Raw genomic sequence first — 17,214 nt, 5'->3', positions numbered from 1 at the left:
CTCTTCCTGTTCGGGATACTCCGGTTCTGAACCCAGGCGCGTGGTGTCAACAGATCACCTGCGTCTTTGTAACCCTATGTCCAGAGGACGTGGAACCCTCTAAGCATTTGGGACGTTGAGCCGCGAATGCGATTTGCGAGGTCCATCTGCTTCAGAGTTCATCGACCCTGATCCCCGGAGACACCGTCTGGAGGCGGTGCGAAGCGCGGCGCGTGACGGTTCTGAACGATGCTGCCGCGTTTTTCGCGGCCCTGCGGCAAGCGCTGCTGGAGGCGCAAGAGCAGGTCTACATCATCGGATGGGACATCCATAGTGCAACCAGGCTGGTCGGAGCTTCCGGACGAGCGGATGATGGTTTGCCGGAACAACTAGGCCCATTGCTACGCGCGCTCATCCGACGCCGCCCGACCTTGCGGATCGACATCCTTGTCTGGGACTTTGTCTCCTTTTACGCCTCCGAAAGAGAACGGAATTCCGCGACAAAATTTACTGCCGAAACATCTGGCCACGTCCGGTTTTGTCTCGATTGCACGCTTCCGTTTGGTTCGGCCCAACACCAGAAGATGGTCTGTATCGACGGTTCACTGGCGTTCGTTGGCGGGCTCGATCTGACGATCAGGCGCTGGGACACCAGCGATCATCGGGCCGAGCATCCATTGCGCTGCGACCCTGAGGGCAAGCCATACCCACCCTTTCATGATGTTCAATGCATGGTCGATGGGGATGCAGCAGCGTGGCTGTTCGACCTCGCCGAGGAACGCTGGCGTGCTTCAGGTCAACAGGCCCATCATCGGCGCCGGCTAGGGAACATGCGGTGGCCGGCCAATGTACCGGTGGAGGCCGAGCACTTGCCGGTAGGTATCGCGAGGACCGAGGTGGTCTGTCCTGCAGGCTCGACCATCAAGGAAGTCGAGCGCTCATTGACTGCAGCGATCCGGTCGGCGACCAGCTTCGTTTACATCGAAAATCAGTTTACCAGCGCGACCAAGATTGCGCGTGAATTGGCGCAGCAGATGCTTCGCGTGCCTTCGCTTCGGGTTCTGGTCGTCACTCCTAAATTGCATTCATCGTGGTTGGAATCACAAGCCATGCAAAATGGCCGTGGTGCCTTCATCGACTGCTTCAGTGAGGTTGGAGTCGCAGATCGCATCCGCTTCGTCTACCCGGTCTCACGCAGCGAGGATGCCGAAGCTGCCGTGATGGTGCACAGCAAGCTCATGATCGTGGATGATCGGATCTTGAGGGTCGGCTCGGCTAACCTGAACAATCGCTCGATGGGCGCCGATAGCGAATGTGACCTGATCTTTGAAGCGGCATCCGACCAGCATCGGAATTTCATCGCTTCGGTCCGCCGTCGCCTGATCGCACATTTCTGCGGTCTCGACGAACTGACCATAACGCAAAACGAGGATCGTCTTTTTGCGCTCCTGGACGACGTGGCGGGAACTGATGGGGCGAAGACGCTGCGGGAAGTGGGGGCCTCGGTCCTGACCAGTACGCTGGCCACAATGGTTCAGCCGGTAGCAGACCCGGAGCGGCCGCTTCATCTGGAGCGGGCGGCATCTCGCATGTGGAGCACGAAGACACTAATGGGGATCGCGTCGATAACGGTCGCGCTTTTTGGACTGACGATGGCTTGGTCGTACACGCCGTTGAGCGATTTTACCGACGCGCCTCATATTTCGGCGTTACTGTCTGCCTACTCGCAGTCCATCTGGGGGCCACTATTCGCTATCGCAGCTTTCGTCGTTGGCGGGCTGGTCGTGTTTCCGGTTCTCGTGCTCATTGCAGCAACTGCTGCCGCACTTGGGCCCTGGCTAGGCTTCATCACCGCCATGGCGGGCGTCTTGCTCAGCGCCTTCATCCTTTTTGCGATCGGACGGGGACTCGGCCGACAACGCCTCCAGCAGTTGCTCGGCCGACGTGCAGCGCGCATCCAAGAACGCGTCGTGGGCAAGGGGATTCTAGCCGTCGTCGTCATCCGGATGATTCCCATAGCACCGTTCTCGGTGGTGAATGTCGTGGCTGGTGCGAGCACGCTGCCTCTACGTGACTTCATGGTTGGAACTCTGCTGGGCATGATGCCCGGTATTCTCGCCATGGCAGTTCTTGGGGCTCAAATCGCAGACTTCGCCAGGAATGCGTCCTGGAGCAACATATTGCTGTTGGCTCTGGCGTTCTTGGGCTGGCTGGGAATCTGCGCAGGCGCACAATTCGTCGCGACCTGGCTCGCCGGGAGGCGCTGATGGCGGCGATGCGCTTCATGACATGGAATGTGCATGGCACGTTCAATCTCAATCCGAAGTTCGATTTGAAGGGTGTTTGCTCGATCGTTCGCAAGTGGGCCCCCGATGTCGTCGCGCTTCAGGAGGTGGATTCGCGATCGCGGTCAGACGATCCATTTGCGAAGTTGGCGAGTGTTGTCGGCGATCACGGGGTTCACGCCAAGTCGATTGTCGCCGAGGATGGCGACTACGGTCAGATGCTCCTGAGCCGCTTTCCGCTCTCCGGCGTGCCCGAGATCCTCGATGTGTCGTATCGAGAGCGGGAGCCACGCAGAGCGATTGCCACGGGACTGCTGACACCGGTCGGCGATGTACGCGTAGTGGCCACTCATCTCGGCCTGAGTATCCACGAGCGCTATGCGCAAGCTCAGGCCCTGGTAAGCTTGGTGCGACCTGGAAGGACCGTTGTCCTCGGCGATTTCAATGACTGGTTTTGGGTGAAATCGGTGCGGCGCGTGCTTGCGCAGGTCTGCCCCAACCGTACACGCTTGCGGACTTTCCCGGCGCGTTTGCCCGTTCTCCGCCTCGATAGGATCTATGCCACGCCCGATAGCCGGTTCGAGAGAATTTGGACTGACGGAGAGGCAACGGCCTATTCAGACCATTTGCCCGTGATTGCGGACATCGAGATCTAGGGCGTGCCCTCATTAACAGGGTGGCCATGATGTATGTCGGTAAGATTTGACTCGCCTCGTTGCCGGTGACGCGTGGCTATTTCGTTGTCAGGCGCCGCGCCGGCGTCAGCGTGCTGGCGGGCGCCATCGGAGAGAGCGAGAACGTCAGCCACGTGTTCCAACCGGCGGGGCGGTTCTCGGCGGCAAACTCGCCGTACCCTTTCAGGTTCAAATATCCCTGCATGTCCCCCACAGGAAACAGCACGCCTACTTGCGGGCCGACGCCTAGCACGCGGGACCGGAAGCCACCCAGCACCGGATGCTGACCGGAGTCGTCGGTGATCTGCTGATACGCATAACCGACGAGGCCAACAAAAACCTGCTTGGACAGAAACTGGGAGACGCCCCAGTCGATGTGAAAGTCGACACCATTTTGGTACTGGGTGTCTGTATTCTTGAAATTGTAGGTGAAGCCTGCGACCGCAGAAAATTCATGACCTGCCTGCGGGTTGAAATATGTGTATCCGCCGCCGGCATCGACCGCGCCGTGACCGATGCCGAGATTGGCGAGGCGCGTCGAACTATATGCACCGACCGGGATGTCTCCAGTCACATACGTCATGAAGTTATGGACGCCGGCGTTCCATTTGAGCGTCGCCTGCGGGTAGAGATCACCCACCGATGTGATCGAGTCGCCGAAACTGCCCGTACGCGTTACCGCGAATGGACCGATCGCGGTCGTCAGCGTTCCGGCAAGATCGGCGCTCGATCGCCCGAACAGTCCGGTTACGCCGATGGCGAGTTGTCCGCCCAGCACCGGCGTCGCGAAGGTGTAGGTGGGATTGAGCAGCATCAGATCGGCCTGCGCATTCAGGCGCAGGTTCAGGTCGACGTTTACGTTGGCGGGTATTCGGCCGACATGGATCTCCCTGGCGGCAGCTGCCGTGCCAAAGGCGCTGACGCTGGTGTGATAGTAAACCGCTGCCATCGACCAGCCGGGGACTTGAGGGGTCGCCGCAAGGCTGCTGAAGCGCCCCGGCAGCCAATATGAAACACCGCCTTCATCCGCGTAGGCCATACCAGTGAGGAGTCCGGAAACCGCCAGAGCTGCGCCGACAGCCAGATCGATGGGCCGACGACCCAGCCTCGCTTCGCACACAGGGCCCTTCATGCGCTCGCCTCCATCCGGTTGTGATATTTGTCGCAGCCCCCTGATCGGACATCGAGCTGCATGCTCTTCCAGCCGTGTTGCTCCGGCACCACGCTGCGCGGCTGCTCCACATGTGGTTGTCATAGATATGCCATGTATGCGCTGACCCCTCGACATGATCAGGCCGATGACGCCGGCGTTCTCTGCAAATATCGTGGTGGTCCCGGGCATCCCGAGCCTTAGCTGACTGCGTAGGCACTGAAATGATGGTGAATACGGCCAGGATCGTTGTCGAACACCAGCTTGACTGCGGCACCGGGCTTGATCGTCTGGAATCCGTTCGGCGAGAACGTGCCAACGGCGGTCTATTCGCTCTGACAAACAGACCGCCGGCATGGGTTCATATTCTCAAGCCCCGACTTTCCTAGCGGCAGGAACCTTCCATGTGCCGTTGATGATGGAAGGATTCGTTTCCCTCGGCCAATACATGCGCAGCATGAGTATGAAATCCCCCTCGGGCGCCGGCAGCCAATTTGATTCCTTGTCCTTGCCCGGGGAGTCCTTCTGGATATAAAGATCGGTCGAGCCGTCAGCGTTTTTCTTCAGATCTTCGCGAGCGCTGATTGAGTAGCGGTTGATCGGATTCTTCACGAAGAAGTAGCCGCTGTCGTACATGGTCAGCGACCAAAACCCTTCCGCAGGAGGCAGGTGGCCCTTGGGAAACCGCATGACGTACTTGTTGGCGCCATTGTATTTGCGACCGTCCGCATCCTTTTGCGAGGTCGGGTAGACCGCATCCTGCGGACGGTTGGCGCCAAGTCCAATCGCGGTCACCAGCGCCCGCACCAGATAATCGGTGCCATAGATACCGGTTTTCGTCGTGAACGCGAAGCCGTTCTCGTCCGTGATCGCCTTGTTGACCTTGAACTGAAGCATGATCCTGTCGAACGACACCTCAGGGACGCGCCGCAGAAAATCCGCATTCAGCTTCTTCTCGTCGAAATCCTGTCCGGGGACGATGCCGATGCGGGCAAATTTTGCAAGCTGGGGTGCGTCCGCAGCGCTCGGCGGGTTGGTCTTCATCAACTCGCACAGCAGCTTAAAGTACGAGACCGCGTCCATGCGATTGACTTGCTCGCGCACCGCCGTCTTCATGTCGATCGACGGATCGACCTTTCCGGGCGGTGGCGTGTACGGTTTACCATAGGCGCTGAGCGGAACGAGCTTGCACTCATCCTGCAGCTTGTGCACGGCGGCGTAATCTTCCGGTGTGCCGGTGCAATAGATGCGGCCGAGCAGCCACACGATGCTCGTGGGCGATTTGTACTCCTTCACGCCGGCCGGCAGCGTGCCTTTCCATCCTGGCCCAGTGATCGCATAGGTCTGCGCACCGGTGCCGGTGGTGCGCTTGCCCGGGACCTGGAACACCGTCGTCCAGCCGTCCAGCATCGGCATCAGGAAGTAGCGCCCCTTCATGTCGGGGATACTGAGGACCCAGGGTTCTTTCCCGACATCGAAGAAGGACGTCGTATACAGGGTATCGGCGTTCGGCGCGGTGACGTCCCGGAAGGATGCGTCAGGATATTGGCGCAGCTTGATAATGTGGCCCATCGGCCCCCGCGTTCCCACCGGTTCGGCAACGTTGGTGATGATCCGGCGCGTCATCTCCATCGTCACCAGGGGATAGCCGAAAATGTAGGCGTCGCTCGCGAGCCAGAAATCCTCCAAGCCTTCCCCGACGCCAAGAAACGAGTCCTGGGCGAGTGCCGATCGTGCAGAGGCCGCTCCTGCCAGCAGCCCCATTCCGCCAAATGCGAGGGATCGACGAGTGATATCCATGGTGTTTCCCTTTCAAAATAATTCACAACTCACGGGCAGCAACTTTCAGAGTTGACGGAAAGACGACGGCAATATCGCGTGACGAAGGTCGCCCCGAAGGACTGTGCATTGCTGAACCGGCTTCGATGCCGTCAATCTCCGTTGGCTCAATAGCAAGGCGGATAGGGATAGTACCCGCATCGGGGTGCGTAGTAGGGATAGGCCGCAGCTCCAACCGCGGCGGCCGCTCCCGCATAGGCGGCGCCACGGTAGAACGCGCCGCGCCAAGCCGTCCGGCGCGCGACACCGGCAAACGACAGCGGTGTGAACGGCCGGCCGATGATGTCGATGAAGACCGAAGCCGGTCCGTCGGCGCCCGCAAGATCGCCTTCGAGCACGTCGACATCGAACGTCAGCTTGTCGGCCTCCAGTTTTGGCGATTTGAGCACCACGACGGCATCGGCCACCGACGACCCATCTTTCCTGAACCCGGACACGGTAGCGTTCGGCGGATCTTTCGCGAAGTTGTCGCTGCCGTTGCCCCAATCCTCGACTTCGTGACGTAAGATCGTGCCCGGCCGCCCGAACAGGTCGATCGGCAAATACGATTGCATTCGGCGAAATTCCCATCAGCACGAGCTTGCCGTCCTTCAGGCTCGCACCGCGCGAGTTCAGAACAAAGAGAGACGGGACGACTTCCGGCTTCGCCTGACCTATGGATTTCTCGAGCGGAACGTGCGGCTTGTTCTCGGGTGCGGATTGAGCAAAAAGCTTTTGGGGAAAGGCCAACAGCCCGGCGGCGCAAGCCGCGATCAAAGCTAAGCGAAGCGTCATGTTAGTGCCCTCCTTGCAGGCTGGTTGTTCTTCTTCGATGAGCTTCAATTCAGGAAGCAGCTTCGCTACGCATTTCGCGCCAATCCAGATCGCGCGTCTTGCCATTTCGCGCCAAACATCGTGAATAGTTCAGCGATCAATCACGCCAGATTTTCTGCGCTGGCATCCCACTCTTTCCCTTACGTACGAGTTGCTGCTGCCTGTAAATGACAGGTTGGATTTTCATCAAACGTACAAAGGTGCGGCTGAAGCTGCTCGCGTTGCGATACCCGAGAAATTTAGCGATATCCGACAGGGGCTTGCGTGAGTCGACGAGCAAGTGGCAAGCGATGTTCAGGCGAACCTCTGCAAGTATCTCGCTGTGACTTGTGCCCATACGCCCAAGGTGACGCTGCAACGTGCGCGAGCTGATTTTGAGAGAGCGAGCGGTACTATCGAGGGTTGCGTCACCGTGTCGCAGTGACGCGTCAATGGCGGCGCGGACCGCTTGGAAAGGAGGTAACCGAACAGCTCTCATCGCCGCGAAGCCCATGCTCCTGCAAGAGAAAGCGCTGCATTAATTCTAAAGGCGTGCCGACGACGAATCTGGCCATCAGCCGCCAAAGTTTCTCATTCAAATGAATTTGGTCGGGAGCGTGAGCAGGCCTGTCCTAAAGGACAGGGGCGGGGAGGTCGTTGCCCCGCTAGGCTGCGATCACGGCAAGCTTGTTGGGCAGGCAGCAATGACCGCAATTCCATTGACCCGTTGTCAATTTCTCATTCCATTTGCCGAGATTCATTCAGAGATCGGCGGGCCCACTGCGACCCTTCTCGCCAAGTTTAAGTTGCCGACGTCGCTGCAGGAAAAGGCAGACCACTACGTGCCGCTGCTGCCAGCCGTTCGCTTCGCGACGGCTGCGCAGCAAAAGCAGGGATTGTCGGAGATCGCCTTTCGAGCAGCCCAGAGGCTTTCATTCGATCATCTGAGCGACGCGATGCGCGTTCGAATCCGTCATTCACCGACCTTGTTGGCCGCTCTCGAGCAGATGTGCAAATGGGCGCCGGTTGAAGATACAAGTCTTCAGCTATGGCTGGAGCCATGCGACGCAAGCGTGAAAATTAGCAGCAGGATCGCTGGAACGCAAGGGATCTCCGATCTTGAGATATCCCAATGGCTTCAGAACGTATTCGTCCTGCACATCGTCCGCCAGTTCGCTGGCGCGAACTGGATGCCCAAAGTGATCGCGTTTGAAGCAAATTATAAACCGAGCATTGAGGTTCAATCGCTTTGGCCGCACACGCGCTTCATGTCGGGACAGAAGGCGTCATGGATCGAGGTGCCGTTGCAGTTTTTGAGCCTTCCGAATGGGGATGCCGCCCGATCGAAGTTACCGGAAACCGAGAGGCAGCCGTTCGGCAATGACATCGTCAGCGTTCTCAGGTTGGCTCTGCCGTCCTACCTTGACGAGGGCGGCCCGACGATAGCCCAGGCGGCCGAAATGGCTGCCTTGAGCGTCAGGAGCCTCCAGAGGAAGCTTGCCTTGGCGGGGCTCACATACTCCGGCCTGCTAGAGCAGGTCCGCTTCAACAATGCCGTCAAGCTCCTGAGCAGTACCGAAACCAAGATCATCGACGTGGCATTTTCGTCGGGCTACGCCGATCCTGCCCATTTTGCCCGTGCTTTCCGTCGAATCTCCGGCTGCACTCCACGCGAGTTTCGCGAGAGAGCAAGAAGCGGACAAGCTGAGATCGATCACAACTCCACGCGATCGAACGATGATCGTCTCTAGAGAAGAGTCGCGCTTGCGCGCCTCTCTCCGTAGAGGCGCAGAGTTTTCGGGCTTCAGATCGATTTTGAGAGCCGGACTGTCCGCGACATTGATGTTCCCGACTGGGACGGCTCTTAGCGCAAACGATGACGACGTCGCTATCAAAGCACCGGTGCCAGCGATCTATCTCGACCTAAGAACGATCTATGCGCAGGTTCCAGCAGGGTCGCTTGCATTCGGCTTTGGCCATCCAACGCTGTTCACTGCGTTGCGAACGTTTGATGCGGTATTTCCGACCAGCCTGCCAGCGGCGAAATCTCTCAACGTGGATTTTCCCCTAACGGTCGACGTCACCGACAGCGTCTCGTTATATACCGGCGTCTCCGGCAATTCGACGGAGTTCGGAGGCGCCGGGTGGTCGTCCTTTCAAATCACGAGCTGGAACATCGGTATCCAGGCGGATGTTTATCAGCAGAACGGCGGGCTCTTTCCTACCGTGACGCTGCAATCGACCTTCACACAGTCGATCCCCAACGGCTCGCTGACCACGACGTCCTTCAACAACATTCTCGAATTCGATTACGCCCTCGATCCCGACGAGACCAGAGGGTTGCTCGCTGGATTCCAATACACGCGCACTGACGTTGCCGACAAGCTGGTGAAGATCAACCCAAACACGATCGCCTATATCGGCGGCTACTATCAATGGCCGAACAATTGGAAGTTCACCGGGCCAGTGGGCGTGCAATCCTTCCAAGGTGCGCAGCTTGTTAGCCTTGCGTCGATTCAGCCCTACACACAAGCGATTGTGCGGCTCGATCTCGATCGCATGGACGATAACGACAATCGCTTGTTTGGTGTCACGGCCGAAATCATGTGGGTACCTAAGCCCGCGTATCAGCTGACGGTTAGAACGCCGTTGTATGCGGTTCGCAATTAGGCGCGCCTTGATCCCAGATATCCCGGGCTTTTTGCTGGATCAACGCGCAGCGCGTCTACAGCTTGACGCCAACTTTCAGTTTCGGCCGCATCGCGACCACCCACCATGGTATTTTCCTCCGACGAGACGATCTTCGCTCGCTCGTCTCTCGTCCTGGCGCCGTGAAGCAATAACGTCCTGAGGTTCCGGCGCGTGCAACGTCTAGCAGCCTCATCAGCTCATATTTCGATTTTCCGAAGATGGCAGAATGCCACTGTTTTGCCGGACGGGTCAACCGGCTTTTGCGCGAATGCAAAAGTCGTTGTGCCAACAAGACTTAGCTACTGTGCATGGGGTTGTTTTCGCAAATCTTAGTGGTCAGCGCCTACACTTCAGCTCGACCATGCGGAACTTTTTCCTCGTCGCCACGTTGTGTCGCCATGAGTGAAGAGCTTTCCTTCCGACGCAAACCCCTGACCCCCGAGCAGCGCCAGGCGCGCGATGCGGCGCGCCGGATCGAGGCCGAAAAGGCCATGCGCGATCATGAAGAGGCGCAGAAGGCGTTTTACGCCAACAAGGAGCGGCTGAAAGCCGAACGCCTCGCGCGCGAGGCGGCCGCGGCGAAGGGCTGACCAAGCGCGGTCGGCGCTGACAATCTCCTAGATCGATCTTTCGACTGACGCCGGCGGCTCATGCCGGTTGGCGTGCCCGTCGCGCTCAAGACCAGCTTGCGCGCGCCCGGTCGCGCGCCCATCGGCGGGCTTGACGGCGTTTGCGTTTCGGGAGGAAGCTTCGAATGATCCTCAATTGACGTGAATGACGGAGACGTTCGCTCCCAGCCAATCCGACCCCTTCAGCGAAAGCGAGAATGGAGCTGACCATGACCACGTTCGACAAGCGCGAGCAGGGCTTTGAAGCAAAGTTCGTCCACGACGAGGAGCTGATGTTCAAGGCGACGGCCCGGTCCAACAGGCTGCTCGGGCTCTGGGCCGCAAGCCTGCTCGGCCTCAGCGCCGACCAGGCGGCAAGCTACGCAACTGCGCTGGTCACGGACAATCTGGAGAGGCAGACGATCGACGACATCGTGAGCAAGGTGTCAGGCGATCTCGCCGCCAAGGGCGTTGCGCGCGAGCAGGTGGCGCAGAAGCTTCTGGAGTACCTCCGCCAGGTCATGCAGCAGCTCGAAGCCGACAAATAGCAAGTTCGGTCGTTGCGTCTCATTCGGCGTGCTTGCGCGCCGGAATCACCGAGCTTGTCGACATAGGCGATGCCGAGCGCCGAGACAATGAAAGTGATGTGGATCAGCACCTGCCACATCACGCCGTTCTCGGTGTAGGTGGCCCGGTTCTCGCATCGAGATGATCTCGCTGCCATGTAGCCCGGCAAGATGGCCGGCGGAAGACGGGGCGCGCTACTCGCTATCCAGGGATCGCGCCATTTCGTGCTACGGTGCCGGTCGGCCGTCGCGCGGGCGGCCAGGATCGGGATCAAGATCGGGAGGCGGGGCGTGTTTCGCAGCAGGAAATGGGCGGGCGGGATCGCGCTCGTTGCCGCGATCATGGCCGGCTCCGGCGGCACAGAAGTCTCCGCAATGCCGCTGACCCCGTTCCGCTACGAGGCTCAGGCGCAGCGCCATTGTCCGCACGATCAGGTGGTCTGGCTCGATTTCAGGAAGGGCGTCTACTACACCAGGGGTCAGAAGCGATATCGCCAGGGCTTTGACGGCAGCTTCGTCTGTCTGAGCGAGGCCCGCGACGGCCGCTATCGCCGCTCGCTGTTGGGTCTGCGCTGAGCGGCGCGTGACCGGGGCTCGACGGCGAGCCGGTTATTTCCGGCTCGGCAGCTTCACCGGCACGTGCGGGGAGGTGCTGATGACCCGGGGACTTCCGTCGGGATAGGTGCGATCGCCGCGGATCAGGGATTCAAGAACCAGGAAGAACTTCTCGGCAAGCATGTGAGTCACCGTCGTCGGTGATGGCCTCTTGAAAATAAGTCGAGGCGCCGAAGGCGGAAATTCAATCAACTAAACGGGAGCGGGACAATCCGGGCAAACACCTGTTTGCAGCACGGCATGGTCGTCGTCGGGAAAGTGCGAAGATCTCGTCCGAGATCAGCCGAAGGCCAGGGCCACAAGGCCCGAGCAGAGCAGGACCAAGCCGCCTGCGGTCAATGCCAGGAAGCCATCGGATACGAGGTCATGGTTGCGCATGGGACACCTGCCGCTCTCGTCCTCGATGCTCGATCGGATCGATTAAAATTGTCCGAACGGGCCGCCTTGAAAGAGGTGATGCTGCCGCCCCGCGCGAGTGCCTTCAGGCCCTCGTGCGGTAACCTTCAAACGCATGGGCCAGGAAGATCCCCGCGCTTACCAGACCCATCAGTGCCGAAACCGTCTCGATCATCGTTAAATTCCACATCCCGCCCTTGCATTCGAGAGAACGCGTGCGGCCTTGCACAGTCAAAAGAATTTCGGTGAGCGGCGTGACAATGGGGGTGGAGTGAGGATTTGGCGCAACAGAATGTCCAGCCTTGGCACAGAGCAGGGCGCCCGCGCTCCGTAGATCAACGGAGGCGAGCGAACGTCCCGTTTACCATCCCGGCGTGATCGTCATGGGCTCCCCATTTCCGCCGTGTTCGGGTTGCGTTATCGTTACCGCTTCCGATGCGGTGGTGGGCCGCCTCGGATTACAAGGACCGGACGGCGCTCCCCGCGGCTAAAGCGGGATGGGTACGCGCCCGGCGAAATGGTATTTGGGGCGAATGGGGATCCGACGGTCAGATTCGGTTTTGCGGGCCGCGCGCGGTGTTGCGGCGGTCGCGACCTGCCTTGCGCTCGCCAATTGCGCCTCCTCGAACAAGTTCGCCAGCCGCGTCGATCCGAAATACGGGGTGTCCTCGAGCCCCCGGGTCGTGGCCTGGGGCGACCCGGTCCCGAAGGGGGGCGGCACCTACCGCGTCGGCAAGCCCTATGTCGTGGCGGGCCGGACCTATGTGCCGGAGGAGGATGTCAACTACCGCGCCGAGGGCATGGCGTCCTGGTATGGCGATGATTTCCACGGCCGCCTGACCGCCAATGGCGAAGTGTTCGACATGGCCTCGCTGACCGCGGCGCATCCGACCCTGCCGATGCCGTCCTACGCGCGGGTGACCAATATCTCGAACGGCAAGTCGCTGATCGTCCGCGTCAATGACCGCGGGCCCTATCACGGCAACCGGCTCATCGACGTCTCGAACAAGGCCGCCGAACTCCTTGAATTCAAAGGCAATGGCGTCGCCAAGGTCCGGGTCGAATATGTCGGCCGGGCGCCGCTCGAAGGCTCCGACGACCGCCAGCTGATGGCGACCTTGCGCACCGGCATTCCGGCGCCGACGCCCTCGATGGTCCGGGTCGCTTCGGCCAAGCCTTTCGTGCCGGAATTGCCCGCACCGAGCCGCGGTGCCATTCGCGGCGAGGTTCCGATGCCGGAGGGGCGGCCCTACAACCTCGGCAACAGCTCGGCGGATATGGCTTCGCTCAATGCGACCTCGGAAATGTCGGCCTCGAGCCGCAGCCGGGGCCGGGCGCTACACAACGCGCGGGCCGTGTCCTATGACGAGGACGGCCGCTACGCGACCGAGAGCGCTCCGTCTGCCGCCTACACCTCGGACGGCGCGGCCGAGGCCCGCAGCATCCTGAGCGGTCGCGGTCTCTACTGAGACGCGCTTTCCTTCAAGAACGTCACCAGCTCCGCGTTCACCTCCTCGGGCCGCTCCTGCTGTACCCAATGGCCGGCGCCTTCCAGGATCAGCTTACGCTTCAGATTGGGCAGCACGCGCTCGAGCTCGTTGACGCGCTTGACCCCGATCAGGCCGGTGATGACGGCGTCTTTGGAGCCGGCGATGAACAGCGAGGGCTGATGGATCTGCGCATCCTGCCAGGGGGCCGTCAGCTCCCAATTGCGGTCGATGTTGCGGTACCAATTCAACCCGCCGCGGAAACCGGACTTGCGGAAGCACTCGGTGAAATAGGCGAGATCAGCCTCGTTCAGCCAGCCGGGCAGCGGCCCCTCGGCGCCCGCATGGCCGAGAAAGCCCTTGCCCTCCTGCACGAACATGGCTGCCGAGGGATCGGCGAGGCCGCGGCCGCCAAGCACGATGCGCATGGTGCGGGCGACGTCGCGCTCGAGCTCGGCTTCGGCGACGCCGGGCGTCTGGAAATACTGCCAGTAGAAATTGGTGATGCCGCCCTGGCGCAGCAGGTCGAGCGGCTTGCCGCGGCCTCGGAACGGCGGCGGCACGCTCAGGCCGGCGACCGCCGTGAAGATATCTGGGCGGAACAGCGCCGCGTGCCAGGCGACCGGTGCACCCCAGTCGTGGCCGACCACCATCGCCTTGCTCTCGCCCAGCGCCTGTACGAGGCCGACGACATCGCCGACCGTGTCGAAGATGGAGTAGGCGACAACATCAGCCGGCGCCGCGCTCTGGCCATAGCCGCGCATGTCGGGGGCGACGACGTGAAAACCGGCCTCTGCCAACGCCGGGATCTGGTGGCGCCAGGAATAGGACAGTTCCGGCCAGCCATGGCACAGCACCACTAGCGGCCCCTGGCCGGCCTCGCGGATGAAGAGCTCGACCCCGTTGGCCTTGATCATCCGGGTTGAGGACATTCGCTTTTCCGCCTTGTTTCAGGGGTTTGGTCGGGAAATATAAGATGCCACGATAGGGGCGCGAGGAGAATCGTGCAATCTCAGGACAAGCGTCCAGCTCCGTGTTGTTCGCATCTGTTCCAACTGCTAGAACGCCGCTCTCAGGGCTTGGCCATGGCATTTCGTCCTTCTTTGCTTCGTCGCTCCCGGTTCACCGCCGGTGCGCTGGCGCGCGGGCTGATCGCGGCGGTTCTGGCCGCGGCCATCGGCTGGGGCGGGGCGCTCTACGCCGCCAACCAGAGCGTGCAGGGCGCCAAGAAGGCGGAAGACACGGGGTTCGACGGCGACGCCCCGACCGCGATCCTGATCGAGGCCTCCTCGGGCAGCGTGCTGTTCGAGAAGAACGCCGACGAGCTGCGCGCGCCCTCCAGCATGATGAAGCTGATGACCGCGGAGGTCGTCTTCAACGCCATCAAGAAGGGCGACATCAAGCTGACCGACGAGTACCGGATCAGCGAGAATGCCTGGCGCAGGGGCGGCGCGCCCTCGGGCGGCTCGACCATGTTCGCCGCCATCAACAGCAAGGTCTCGGTCGACGATCTCCTGCATGGGGCGATCATCCAGAGCGGCAACGATGCCTGCATCGCGCTCGCCGAAGCCATGGCGGGCAACGAGCGGATTTTCGCGGCCGACTTCATGACCAAGCGCGCGCGCGAGCTCGGCCTCACCAGATCGACCTTCGCCAACTCCAACGGCTTGCCCGATCCCGGCAACAAGATGACGGTGCGCGAGCTCGGCATCCTCGCCCGCCACATCATCCTGGACTTCCCCGAGTTCTACAAACTGTTCGGCGAGAAGGAGTTTACCTGGAACAAGATCCGCCAGCCCAACCGCAATCCGCTGCTCAATTCGATGGAAGGCGCTGACGGTCTCAAAACCGGCTACACCAAGGAAGGCGGCTACGGCATGGTGGGCTCGGCCGTGCAAAACGGCACGCGCCTGATCGTCGTGGTCAACGGGCTCGACGATCCCGAAGACCGCGCCACGGAAGCCAAGAAGATGCTAGAATGGGGCTTCCGCAATTTCGAGACCCGCGTGCTGATCGCGGCCGAGCAACCCGTCGGCTACGCCAAGGTGTTCGGCGGCGAGAGCCGCTCGGTCAAGCTCATGGCCAAGACGCCCGTGAAGGTGATGGTGCACAAGAACGGCAGCGACAAGCTGATCGCCCGCATCGTCTATAGCGGCCCGGTGCGCGCGCCGGTCGAAGCCGGCCAGAGGGTCGGCGTGGTCAAGGTCTGGCGCAGCGGCGCCATCGCGGTGGAGACGCCGGTCTATGCTGCCGAAGCGATTGGCACCGGCTCGACCATGCGCCGCGCGATCGACGGCGCCAGCGAGCTCGTGATCGGCATGTTCCGCGCGGGCGCCGAGAAGCTCTGACCATGAGTAAAAGCCCGGTACGGTGGCCGTCTGGACGCGGACGCTTCATCACCTTTGAAGGTGGCGAGGGGGCCGGCAAGTCGACCCAGATCAAGAAGCTGGCCGACCGTCTCAAGGCGGCAAGGATGCGCATCCTTGTCACGCGCGAGCCAGGCGGCTCACCGGGCGCCGAGATCATGCGTCATCTGGTGCTGTCAGGCATGGGCAAGCTGCTTGGACCCGAAGCCGAGACGCTGCTGTTCGCTGCTGCCCGCGACGATCACGTCCGCACCGTTATCCAGCCCGCGCTCAGCCAAGGCATCTGGGTGCTGTGCGACCGCTTCGCCGACTCGACGCGGGCCTATCAGGGCAGCCTCGGCCGCGTGCCAGACGGCCTGATCAACGCGATGCAGCGGGTCACGATCGGCGATCTCAAGCCGGATCTCACCATCATCCTCGACCTGCCGGTCGAGATCGGCCTGCAGCGTGCCGCCGCGCGCCGCGGCAGCGCCACGCCCGACAGGTTCGAGGGCGAGGATCTCAAGTTCCACCAGGACCTGCGCGACGCCTATCTCAAGATCGCCGCGGAAGATCCCGCGCGTTGCGCGCTGATCGACGCCAATTCCGATCCCGATACGGTTGCCGGGCGTGTCTGGACGGCGCTGCGCGAACGTCTCCTTCCCACGCCCTCTTCGGTGATTTCCGCATGAGCCCGCGTCAGACCGAGCGCGAAACCGCCATTGCTCATCCGCGCGAGACGTCGAGGCTGTTCGGGCATCGCGACGCCGAGACGGCGCTGCTGACTGCCTATCGCAGCGGGCGCATCCCGCATGCCTGGCTGATCGGCGGGCCGCAAGGGATCGGCAAGGCAACGCTGGCCTACCGCATGGCGCGCTTCGTGCTCGCCCATGGCCAGCCGCTGGCGCCGTCCGTGCAGCACGCCCAAGACCTTGCGATCGATCCCGAGGACGCCGTGGCGCGGCAGGTTGCGGCGAGTTCGCATGGCGGCCTGTTGACGCTCGAGCGCACCGCGAACGACCGCGGCGTGATGCGCACCGTGATCACCGTCGACGAGACGCGCGAGACGATCGGCTTCTTCGGCTCGACGGCCGCCGCCGAAGGTTGGCGCGTCTGCATCGTCGATACCGTCGACGAGCTCAATCCAAATGCGGCCAACGCACTGCTGAAAATCCTCGAAGAGCCGCCGCAGCAATCGCTGTTCCTGCTGGTGAGCCACGCACCCGCACGCGTGCTCGCCACGATCCAGTCGCGCTGCCGCAAGCTGCGCCTGCGTCCGCTCGTCACGGACGACGTGATCGGTGCTGCGGCTGCGGCGGCCGACCTCGACCCGAACGATCCCGCCCTGCGCGAAGCGGCGGAGGCCTCCGAGGGCAGTGTCGCGCGGGCGCTGACGCTGCTCGGCGGTGATGCGCTCAAGCTCCAGCAGCGCACGGCAGCAATGCTCGCGCGTTTGCCGCAGGTCGATCCGCGCGAATTGCACACGCTCGGCGATTCGCTTGGCACCAGCGACCGCGTCGCGCTTGCCGCCTTCATCGACGGCATCGACCGCTGGATCGCCGAGCGCCTGCATGCGGATGAAGCCAATGCCAACCAGAACCTGCCGCGCCTTGCGCGGCTAGCTGAGGTATGGGAAAAGATCGTCCGCGCCGCGCGCGACACCGAAACCTACAATCTGGAGCGCAAGCCCTTGGTTTTCTCGGTGTTCGGCTGGCTGGCGGACGCAACGCGCTAGAGCATGATCCGGAAAAGTGCGGAGCGGTTTTCCGAAAAGATCATGCAACCTG

At 61.6% G+C, this 17,214-nt stretch carries 16 protein-coding genes and 2 pseudogenes; 11 read left to right on the top strand and 7 right to left on the bottom strand.

The genetic code is table 11. From position 1 onward, the window contains the following. Positions 1-212: 212 nt before the first annotated feature. Together LRP30_RS20220 and LRP30_RS20215 are read left to right on the top strand one after the other, a co-directional pair. Positions 213-2,246, top strand: coding sequence for a VTT domain-containing protein (locus LRP30_RS20220; protein WP_249761469.1), 2,034 nt, complete (start codon positions 213-215; stop codon positions 2,244-2,246). Beyond that, complete coding sequence (locus LRP30_RS20215; protein WP_128933879.1) at positions 2,246-2,920, top strand: endonuclease/exonuclease/phosphatase family protein; 675 nt, start codon at positions 2,246-2,248, stop codon at positions 2,918-2,920. Before LRP30_RS20220 ends, LRP30_RS20215 begins: the two co-directional genes overlap by 1 nt. 76 nt (positions 2,921-2,996) lie before the next feature. On the opposite strand, the gene LRP30_RS20210 is transcribed toward LRP30_RS20215, so the two are convergent. The 4 genes and pseudogenes from LRP30_RS20210 to LRP30_RS20195 all read right to left on the bottom strand — a co-directional run bounded on the left by LRP30_RS20210 (position 2,997) and on the right by LRP30_RS20195 (position 7,077). After that, positions 2,997-3,977 carry a transporter gene (locus LRP30_RS20210; protein ID WP_249761795.1) on the bottom strand — a complete coding sequence of 327 codons (981 nt, stop codon included), beginning with the start codon at positions 3,975-3,977 and terminating at the stop codon, positions 2,997-2,999. A gap of 480 nt (positions 3,978-4,457) precedes the next feature. Continuing rightward, positions 4,458-5,888 carry a DUF1254 domain-containing protein gene (locus tag LRP30_RS20205; RefSeq protein ID WP_249761468.1) on the bottom strand — a complete coding sequence of 477 codons (1,431 nt, stop codon included), beginning with the start codon at positions 5,886-5,888 and terminating at the stop codon, positions 4,458-4,460. A gap of 146 nt (positions 5,889-6,034) precedes the next feature. Continuing rightward, positions 6,035-6,701, bottom strand: a pseudogene (locus LRP30_RS20200) (hypothetical protein). Positions 6,702-6,837: 136 nt separating this feature from the next. Next, the gene (locus LRP30_RS20195; protein ID WP_249761794.1) at positions 6,838-7,077 is read right to left on the bottom strand and encodes an AraC family transcriptional regulator; all 240 of its coding nucleotides are present in this window, start codon (positions 7,075-7,077) and stop codon (positions 6,838-6,840) included. A 346-nt stretch (positions 7,078-7,423) separates the two neighbouring features. Between LRP30_RS20195 and LRP30_RS20190 the strand changes: the two genes are divergently transcribed. The 4 genes from LRP30_RS20190 (at position 7,424) to LRP30_RS20175 (ending at position 10,566) form a co-directional block, all read left to right on the top strand. Beyond that, positions 7,424-8,470 (top strand): AraC family transcriptional regulator, encoded by a 1,047-nt coding sequence (locus tag LRP30_RS20190; protein WP_249761467.1) that lies wholly within the window; start codon positions 7,424-7,426, stop codon positions 8,468-8,470. Beyond that, positions 8,457-9,389, top strand: coding sequence for a hypothetical protein (locus tag LRP30_RS20185; RefSeq protein WP_346016224.1), 933 nt, complete (start codon positions 8,457-8,459; stop codon positions 9,387-9,389). Before LRP30_RS20190 ends, LRP30_RS20185 begins: the two co-directional genes overlap by 14 nt. A 419-nt stretch (positions 9,390-9,808) precedes the next feature. Further along, the gene (locus LRP30_RS20180; protein WP_128937410.1) at positions 9,809-10,000 is read left to right on the top strand and encodes a hypothetical protein; all 192 of its coding nucleotides are present in this window, start codon (positions 9,809-9,811) and stop codon (positions 9,998-10,000) included. A 248-nt stretch (positions 10,001-10,248) separates the two neighbouring features. Then, positions 10,249-10,566 carry a DUF1476 domain-containing protein gene (locus LRP30_RS20175; protein WP_249761466.1) on the top strand — a complete coding sequence of 106 codons (318 nt, stop codon included), beginning with the start codon at positions 10,249-10,251 and terminating at the stop codon, positions 10,564-10,566. A gap of 38 nt (positions 10,567-10,604) precedes the next feature. On the opposite strand, the pseudogene LRP30_RS20170 reads toward LRP30_RS20175, so the two are convergent. Further along, positions 10,605-10,715: pseudogene (locus tag LRP30_RS20170) on the bottom strand (TIGR00645 family protein); the annotation flags it as partial. Positions 10,716-10,926: 211 nt separating this feature from the next. On the opposite strand from LRP30_RS20170, the gene LRP30_RS20165 reads away from it, so the two are divergent. After that, positions 10,927-11,160, top strand: a complete 234-nt coding sequence (locus tag LRP30_RS20165; protein WP_249761792.1) for a hypothetical protein — start codon at positions 10,927-10,929, stop codon at positions 11,158-11,160. A 33-nt stretch (positions 11,161-11,193) separates the two neighbouring features. On the opposite strand, the gene LRP30_RS44980 is transcribed toward LRP30_RS20165, so the two are convergent. Next, positions 11,194-11,322: a hypothetical protein gene (locus LRP30_RS44980; RefSeq protein WP_256465491.1), complete on the bottom strand. Its 129-nt coding sequence runs from the start codon at positions 11,320-11,322 to the stop codon at positions 11,194-11,196. Positions 11,323-12,128: 806 nt separating this feature from the next. Between LRP30_RS44980 and LRP30_RS20160 the strand changes: the two genes are divergently transcribed. Continuing rightward, positions 12,129-13,064, top strand: a complete 936-nt coding sequence (locus LRP30_RS20160) for a septal ring lytic transglycosylase RlpA family protein (RefSeq protein ID WP_128941691.1) — start codon at positions 12,129-12,131, stop codon at positions 13,062-13,064. Here the strand turns inward: LRP30_RS20160 and LRP30_RS20155 are convergent. Then, a complete protein-coding gene (locus LRP30_RS20155; protein WP_249761465.1) occupies positions 13,058-14,014 on the bottom strand; it encodes an alpha/beta hydrolase in 957 nt (318 codons plus the stop codon). The two genes, LRP30_RS20160 and LRP30_RS20155, sit on opposite strands and share 7 nt — an antisense overlap. Before the next feature lie 153 nt (positions 14,015-14,167). Here LRP30_RS20155 and LRP30_RS20150 point away from each other — a divergent pair, with 153 nt between their 5' ends. From LRP30_RS20150 to LRP30_RS20140, 3 genes are read left to right on the top strand one after another with little or no spacing between them, the layout of a single operon-like run. Then, a complete protein-coding gene (locus LRP30_RS20150; protein ID WP_249761464.1) occupies positions 14,168-15,430 on the top strand; it encodes a D-alanyl-D-alanine carboxypeptidase family protein in 1,263 nt (420 codons plus the stop codon). Between the two features lie 2 nt (positions 15,431-15,432). Beyond that, positions 15,433-16,119 (top strand): dTMP kinase, encoded by a 687-nt coding sequence (gene tmk / locus LRP30_RS20145; RefSeq protein ID WP_128933889.1) that lies wholly within the window; start codon positions 15,433-15,435, stop codon positions 16,117-16,119. Then, positions 16,116-17,162: a DNA polymerase III subunit delta' gene (locus LRP30_RS20140; protein ID WP_249761463.1), complete on the top strand. Its 1,047-nt coding sequence runs from the start codon at positions 16,116-16,118 to the stop codon at positions 17,160-17,162. Before tmk ends, LRP30_RS20140 begins: the two co-directional genes overlap by 4 nt. Positions 17,163-17,214: the final 52 nt, after the last annotated feature.

The sequence above is a fragment of the Bradyrhizobium sp. C-145 genome (assembly GCF_023375135.1).
GTDB lineage: Bacteria > Pseudomonadota > Alphaproteobacteria > Rhizobiales > Xanthobacteraceae > Bradyrhizobium > Bradyrhizobium zhanjiangense.
This window is presented reverse-complemented; position numbering and strand designations above follow the sequence as displayed.